Here is a 6277-nt window from a genome sequence, read left to right on the forward strand (position 1 = left end):
ACGGCGCGCAGCTCGGCGGGGACCACGAGCAGGCCCAGGTCCACCTGGGCGAGCGCCTCGGCGACCCCTTCGTCGATTCGGCGCGGCAGGTCCACGACCACCGCCCCGCCCCGCCGCCGGGCAGCGGCCAGCACGGCCCGGACGGCCTCGGGTGCGATGGTGACGCAGTCGCCGCGGTCCCAGCTGAGGATCCGGAGGGCATGCAGTGAGGGCAGCGACTCCTCCAGGGCGCCTCCGCCGACCCGGCCGTGCGACGCGGCGAAGTCCGGCCAGCGCAGCCCCTCGGCGGCCTCTCCGCCGAGGAGTACATCGAGTCCGCCGCCGAGCGGATCCGCGTCGACAAGGAGCGTGCGCCTTCCCTGGCGCGCCGAGATGACCGCCAGCGCGCAGGCGAGCGTGGAGGATCCGGCGCCGCCTCGCCCGCCGATCACGCCGACGGTGAGGGCGGGCGGGCCGACACCCTCGGCCACGTCGGCGATCCGGTCGACCAACCATTGTTCGCCATCCGGCAGCAGCAGAACATGGTCGGCGCCGATCTCCACAGCCCTCCGCCAGACCCCGGAATCGTCCTGATCCCGCCCCACCAGGACCACTCCGCGTCTGCGCGCGGCTCCACGCACCCGCCGCGCGGCATCGTCGCCGACGAGCACCAGCGGCGCCGTCTCCCAGCCGCCGCCGCGCTCCGGCACCCCGTGGTGGACCTCGGGCCGGGCGCCGGCCGCGGCGCACAGCCGCAGCAGGTCGTCCAGCAGATCCGCGTCCTCCGTGACGATCAACGGTCCGCCCTGCCGCCCCTCGGCGGCCGACAGCCGGTCGTGTGTGATGGCTCCCGCCACGATCTCCAGCCCCCTTCGCTGCTTCCTCGCGGCGCCCCTGCGGCCCCGCGATTTCCGCCCGCGCGAAGAACCGGCAACCGGCCCTCCATATGAACCGCCGATACGAACCGGCCATAGCCTCCGGACAATCGGAACCGGCCATGAACTGCCGCGAGCGGTGCGCGTTGGAATCACGGTGCAGCGATCCAGGAAATCGTGTGGATCTTGGTCAATAACTGTGGACAACTCAACGGTTGTGAATATCGCCTTCACCCAAACCGGTGACCGATGAGTGAGTGTTGTACGACTCTCTTAGAGCAGTGCGGCGACTACCTACAGTGACGAATCCTGTGCAGACACAGAGGAACGCCGCAGCCCGCACAACAGGGCCCGGCGTTCGAAAAAGTATGGTTGAAAACCCACCCGGACATGCGACGACCCCCGCCGGGGGGGAGAGCGGGGGTCGTCCCCACGGTCTGACTCGGGGGGGGAGGAGCCGGACCGGGTTAGCACGGTCGCGAACGATCCGTGACTTCCATGGTGTACCCGAGAGCCCTCTCAGGCAAACCCACGCGCCCCACACTAGCCCGAATGGCGGGCGCATATGCTCGACCCCGTGGAAAACCACTCCTTGCCCCGCACAGCGGCCTTCTTTGACCTGGACAAGACGGTCATTGCGAAGTCGAGCACGCTCACGTTCAGCAAGTCGTTCTACCAAGGCGGTCTGATCAACCGCCGGGCCGTGCTGCGCACCGCGTACGCCCAGTTCGTCTTCCTCGCGGGCGGCGCCGACCACGACCAGATGGAGCGGATGCGCGAGTACCTGTCGGCGCTGTGCCGCGGCTGGAACGTCCAACAAGTGAAGGAAATCGTCGCCGAGACCCTTCACGACCTGATCGATCCGATCATCTACGACGAGGCCGCCTCCCTCATCGAGGAGCACCACATCGCCGGGCGGGACGTCGTGATCGTCTCCACATCCGGGGCCGAGGTCGTCGAGCCCATCGGTGAACTGCTCGGCGCGGACCGGGTGGTGGCGACCCGGATGATCGTGGGCGACGACGGCTGCTTCACGGGCGAGGTGGAGTACTACGCGTACGGCCCGACGAAGGCCGAGGCCGTCAAGGAGCTGGCCGCGTCCGAGGGCTACGACCTCTCCCGCTGCTACGCCTACAGCGACTCGGCGACCGACATCCCGATGCTCGAAGCGGTCGGCCATCCGCACGCCGTGAACCCCGATCGCGCGCTGCGCCGCGAGGCCACCGCGCGCGCGTGGCCCATCCTCGACTTCCACCACCCGGTCCGGCTGAAGCAGCGGCTGTCGGTGCCGCCGCGGCAGGCGCTCGTCGCCGCCGCGGCGATAGGAGCGGCGGCGGCCACGGCGGGTCTGGTCTGGTACGCGAGCCGTCGACGCGCGGCGGCCGTGTGATCCACAGGCCGCGAGCGCGCCCGATTAGCCCCCTTTGGCAGCAAAAGTAAAGAAGTACAGCGAGGGGTTCCGCTTCCTCCGGACCTGGAGTACAAAGGGGTTAACGGCCCGCGAGACCAAGGACATCCGAGAGGATCACCTTCAAACGCAACCGAGGCCCCACGGACCGCGCATGAACACCGGGCACCCACGCGACGTCGACCCGTCGATTACGGGCCAGCCGCACCAGGCGACGGGCAACAGTTCCCGACCTGATGGGCAATATCTCGAGGACGCTTGGTAACCGGGTGAACATGCCAGCGGCGGTACGGATCCCGTACCGCCGCAACCCTGTTCAGGGGCATTTCAAGGGGCCCCAGGACTTCAAGGGCCAGGGCTTCAGAGGCCAGGGCGTTCAGAGCCCCACAGCCCCCCCCAGCCCCCAGGCCTACGCGGCCCCTCGCTGAAGCGCCTCGCACACCGCCGTCGACTCCCTGGCGCCGAGTTCGATAGCCCTGCCGCAGTGGGCGATCCAGGTCGCCATACCCTCCGGAGTGCCGGAGACATAGCCTTCGAGGGCCGACGCATAGGCCGCGCGGCCCAGCTCCCCGTGACCGACCTCGGCCGGGCACACGGACTTGGGGTCGAGGCCGCTGCCGACCAGGACGATGCGTTCGGCCGCGCGCGCGACGAGGCCGTTGTGGGAACCGAAGGGGCGCAGCGCGAGGAGTTCGCCGTGCACGATCGCGGCGGTCACCAGGGCGGGTGCGGAACCCCCCTCGATGACCAGCCGCGCCAGTCCGTCGAGACGGCCCTCGACCTCGGCCGCGTCCGGCAGCGGAAGTTCGATCAACGGCGGCCCCGCGGCGGCGGACGCGACTGTCTCCGTGACGGATTCACCGTCCCGTCGCGGACGCCCGACCGTGTCCCCCTTGTCCGCGGCGGCCACCAGGTGCAGCCGCGCCAGTACCCGAAGGGGCGACTGCCGCCAGATGGACAGGAGTTGGCCCGCCTCGGCGGTCAGCCTGAGCGCGGAGCCCACCACGCGGGCCTCGTCGTCGCCGCTGAAGTCGGCCCGCCGGCGCACCTCTTCGAGGGCCCAGTCGGCACCGGACAGCGCCGCGGAACCGCGGGCGCCGCGCAGCGCCGCCTCCGAGGTGATCGCGTTGCTGCGGCGCCGCATGATGCGGTGCCCGTAGACCCGGTCCACGGCCTTGCGCACGGACTCCACGGATTCGGCCACGCCGGGCAGCGACCCCAGCGCCGCGAGCGGGTCGGCGTTCCCACCTGTCGTACTCATGAGTACGACCCTACGCACACCAGGCCCACGCCCCACTAATGAGTGGTCTTCTTCACGTGTGGCGGCCCTCGGACGCCGTCGCGCCGGTACCTTAATGAACATGAAAATTGCTTTCGTTGGGAAGGGCGGCAGCGGCAAGACCACCCTGTCCTCGCTCTTCGTGCGCCACCTCGCGTCCACCGGATCGCCCGTCGTCGCGGTGGACGCCGACATCAACCAGCACCTCGGACCCGCGCTCGGCCTCGCCGACGAGGAGGCCCGGCGACTGCCCGCCATGGGCGACCGGCTCGCGCTGATCAAGGACTACCTGCGTGGTTCCAACCCCCGCATCACGTCCACCGAGACGATGATCAAGACGACCCCGCCCGGCGAGGGTTCCCGTCTGCTGCGGGTGTGCGAGGACAACCCGGTGTACGAGGCCTGCGCGCGGCCGGTGGAACTCGACGGCGGCACCGTCCGTTTGATGGTTACCGGCCCGTTCACCGAGGCCGACCTGGGAGTGTCCTGCTACCACTCCAAGACCGGTGCAGTGGAGCTCTGCCTGAACCATCTCGTCGACGGCCAGAGCGAGTACATCGTCGTCGACATGACGGCGGGCTCGGACTCCTTCGCGTCCGGCATGTTCACCCGCTTCGACATCACGTTCCTCGTCGCCGAGCCGACCCGGAAGGGAGTCTCCGTCTACCGCCAGTACAAGGAGTACGCGCGCGACTTCGGCGTCACCCTGAAGGTCGTCGGCAACAAGGTGCAGGGGCAGGACGACATCGACTTCCTCAGGAGCGAGGTCGGCGACGACCTGCTGCTGACGGTCGGTCACTCGGACTGGGTGCGCGCCATGGAGAAGGGCCGCCCGCCCAGGTTCGAGCAGCTGGAGGACGGCAACCGCCGTGCGCTGGGCGCCCTCCAGGCCGCCGCCGACGCCACGTACGAGCGGCGCGACTGGGAGCGCTACACGCGCCAGATGGTCCACTTCCACCTGAAGAACGCCCAGTCCTGGGGCAACGAACGAACGGGCGCCGACCTGGCCGCCCAGGTCGACCCCGAGTTCGTCCTGCGCGAGGCCGAGGCCGCCACGGCCTGAGCCTCACGCCGTACGGCCGCCCGTCCCCCAGGGGTACCGCTCCCGCCCCTCAGGGGCTACCGCGTGACCGCCGGCGCCCCCGGAACGCCCTTCGGGGCCGGGGCGGGCTGCTCGGCGAGGGGGGCCGAGGGCTGCTGCTCGGAGACGGGTGGCGGGGCGGGCTGCTCGGAGAGGAACGACGTCCAGCCGGCCTTCGGGTCCTCGCCCACCTTGAGGGTGCGGAGCCTGGCCAGCGCCTGCGGGTCCTGGACGTCGAGCCAGTCGGCGAGTTGGCGGAAGGAGACGCAGCGCACCTCGGGCTTGGTGCAGACGCGCTCGATGGTCTCCTGGACGGCGCGCATGTACGTGCCGCCGTTCCAGGACTCGAAGTGGTTGCCGATGATCAGGGGCGCGCGGTTGCCCTCGTAGGCGCGGGAGAAGCCCTTGAGCAGGCCGTCCCGCATCTGGTCGCCCCAGTACGCGTGCTTGGCCGGGTTGCCCCGGGTGGTGCCCGACTGGTTGACCAGGAAGTTGTAGTCCATGGTCAGCGTCTCGAAGGCGCGCCCCGGGACGGGGACGAGTTGCATCGACAGGTCCCACAGGCCCTTCTCCTTCTTGGGCCAGACCTGGTTGTTGACACCACTGGTGTCGTACCGGAAGCCCAGCTCCCGGGCGGCGCGCATGAAGTTCTTGCGCCCCTCCAGACAGGGCGTGCGGGCGCCGATGAGTTCCTTCTCGTAGTCGAAGGGCAGCGNNGTGGCCGTTGAAGTGCGTGCCGATCTCGTTGCCCTCGAGCCAGGCGCCGCGCAGTTGCCGCACGGTGTCCTTGATGCCCTGCTCGTCATTGAAGCCGATGTCGGAGCGGCCCGGCGAGTGCTGCGGCGGCCGGTACAGCCGGCGCTTCGCCTCCGGAAGCATGTACACACCGCTCAGGAAGTACGTCATCGTCGCGTTGTTGGCCTTGGCCACCTTGCGGAAGTGCGAGAACAGTCGCTGGCTGTCCTCGCCGGCCCCGTCCCAGGAGAAGACCACGAACTGAGGCGGTTTCTGACCGGGCTTCAGCCGCTCGGGGCGCGGCAGGTGCGGCTGCGCGCCGGTGAAGGCGGTCGAGCCGTCGCCGATCAGACGGACCGCGTTCTTGGGTGCCGGGGCGCCCGCGGCCTTCGTCGCGCCGCGAGCGCCGTCACCGTGCGCGCCCTTCTCGACGCCGGTGTCACCGATACCGCAGCCGGCGAGCGCGGCGGCGCAGGCCGCGGCGGCCGTGACGCCCGCGGCGATCCTCTGAGTGGTGGCCATGTTCCGCCCACCTTCTTCCTTCAGTCGGGCCAAAGCGGAAGGGATTCCGTGCGGTGAAATCCCGGATAACCCCGAGAAAACGGACAGAAACCGACAGCTCCCCCAAGATCGCAGGGGTCCCGGAAGGAATTAGTACGACAAGCCGATCAAAATGATTAATCACCCCCTGAGGTGAATTGTTGACCCATTTGCGCTACTTTTTCGCACACGTCCTTTACTCTCCATTACGATTCATTTACCGAGCGTTGAGAAATCCCGCCGCTGTACGCCGTGACCCACGGCCGCGCCCCAAGCGACCGCGTAGCCCCGGAGGAAGACGGGAACCATGCCTGCCTGCGTCCCCACCCGCACCGACGACTCATCGCACATGCCGGACGAGGGGCGGCCGCACAGCCCGC

The 6277-nt window shown here is 69.4% G+C and carries 5 protein-coding genes and 1 pseudogene; 2 read left to right on the forward strand and 4 right to left on the reverse strand.

The genetic code is table 11. The annotated features are described in order from the left end of the window. A partial coding sequence (ssd, locus tag AOK17_RS17425) for a septum site-determining protein Ssd (RefSeq protein WP_055613409.1) occupies nt 1-836 on the reverse strand: 836 nt, incomplete at its 3' end. A gap of 583 nt (nt 837-1419) precedes the next feature. Between ssd and AOK17_RS17430 the strand changes: the two genes are divergently transcribed. Next, entirely contained in the window at nt 1420-2244 is an 825-nt protein-coding gene (locus tag AOK17_RS17430; RefSeq protein WP_055613406.1) for an HAD family hydrolase, read from the forward strand. Nucleotides 2245-2671: 427 nt separating this feature from the next. On the opposite strand, the gene AOK17_RS17435 is transcribed toward AOK17_RS17430, so the two are convergent. Beyond that, a complete protein-coding gene (locus AOK17_RS17435; protein ID WP_055613407.1) occupies nt 2672-3523 on the reverse strand; it encodes a Fic family protein in 852 nt (283 codons plus the stop codon). Between the two features lie 100 nt (nt 3524-3623). Here AOK17_RS17435 and AOK17_RS17440 point away from each other — a divergent pair, with 100 nt between their 5' ends. Then, a complete protein-coding gene (locus tag AOK17_RS17440) occupies nt 3624-4604 on the forward strand; it encodes an ATP-binding protein (protein WP_055613408.1) in 981 nt (326 codons plus the stop codon). A gap of 56 nt (nt 4605-4660) precedes the next feature. Here AOK17_RS17440 and AOK17_RS52250 read toward each other — a convergent pair. After that, nucleotides 4661-5337: polysaccharide deacetylase family protein (locus tag AOK17_RS52250; protein WP_483855177.1), on the reverse strand; the 677-nt coding region annotated here is incomplete at its 5' end. Between the two features lie 2 nt (nt 5338-5339). Further along, a pseudogene (locus tag AOK17_RS52255) lies at nt 5340-5879 on the reverse strand (hypothetical protein); the annotation flags it as partial. Between the last annotated feature and the right edge of the window lie 398 nt (nt 5880-6277).

The sequence above is a fragment of the Streptomyces phaeochromogenes genome, assembly GCF_001418655.1.
In the GTDB taxonomy this organism is placed as follows: domain Bacteria; phylum Actinomycetota; class Actinomycetes; order Streptomycetales; family Streptomycetaceae; genus Streptomyces; species Streptomyces phaeochromogenes.

Coding starts and splice junctions, on each gene's coding strand:
- AOK17_RS17440 (WP_055613408.1), top strand. CDS start 3,624: ATGAAAATTGCTTTCGTTGGGAAGGGCGGCAGCGGCAAGACCACCCTG.
- AOK17_RS17435 (WP_055613407.1), bottom strand. CDS start 3,523: ATGAGTACGACAGGTGGGAACGCCGACCCGCTCGCGGCGCTGGGGTCG.
- AOK17_RS17430 (WP_055613406.1), top strand. CDS start 1,420: ATGCTCGACCCCGTGGAAAACCACTCCTTGCCCCGCACAGCGGCCTTC.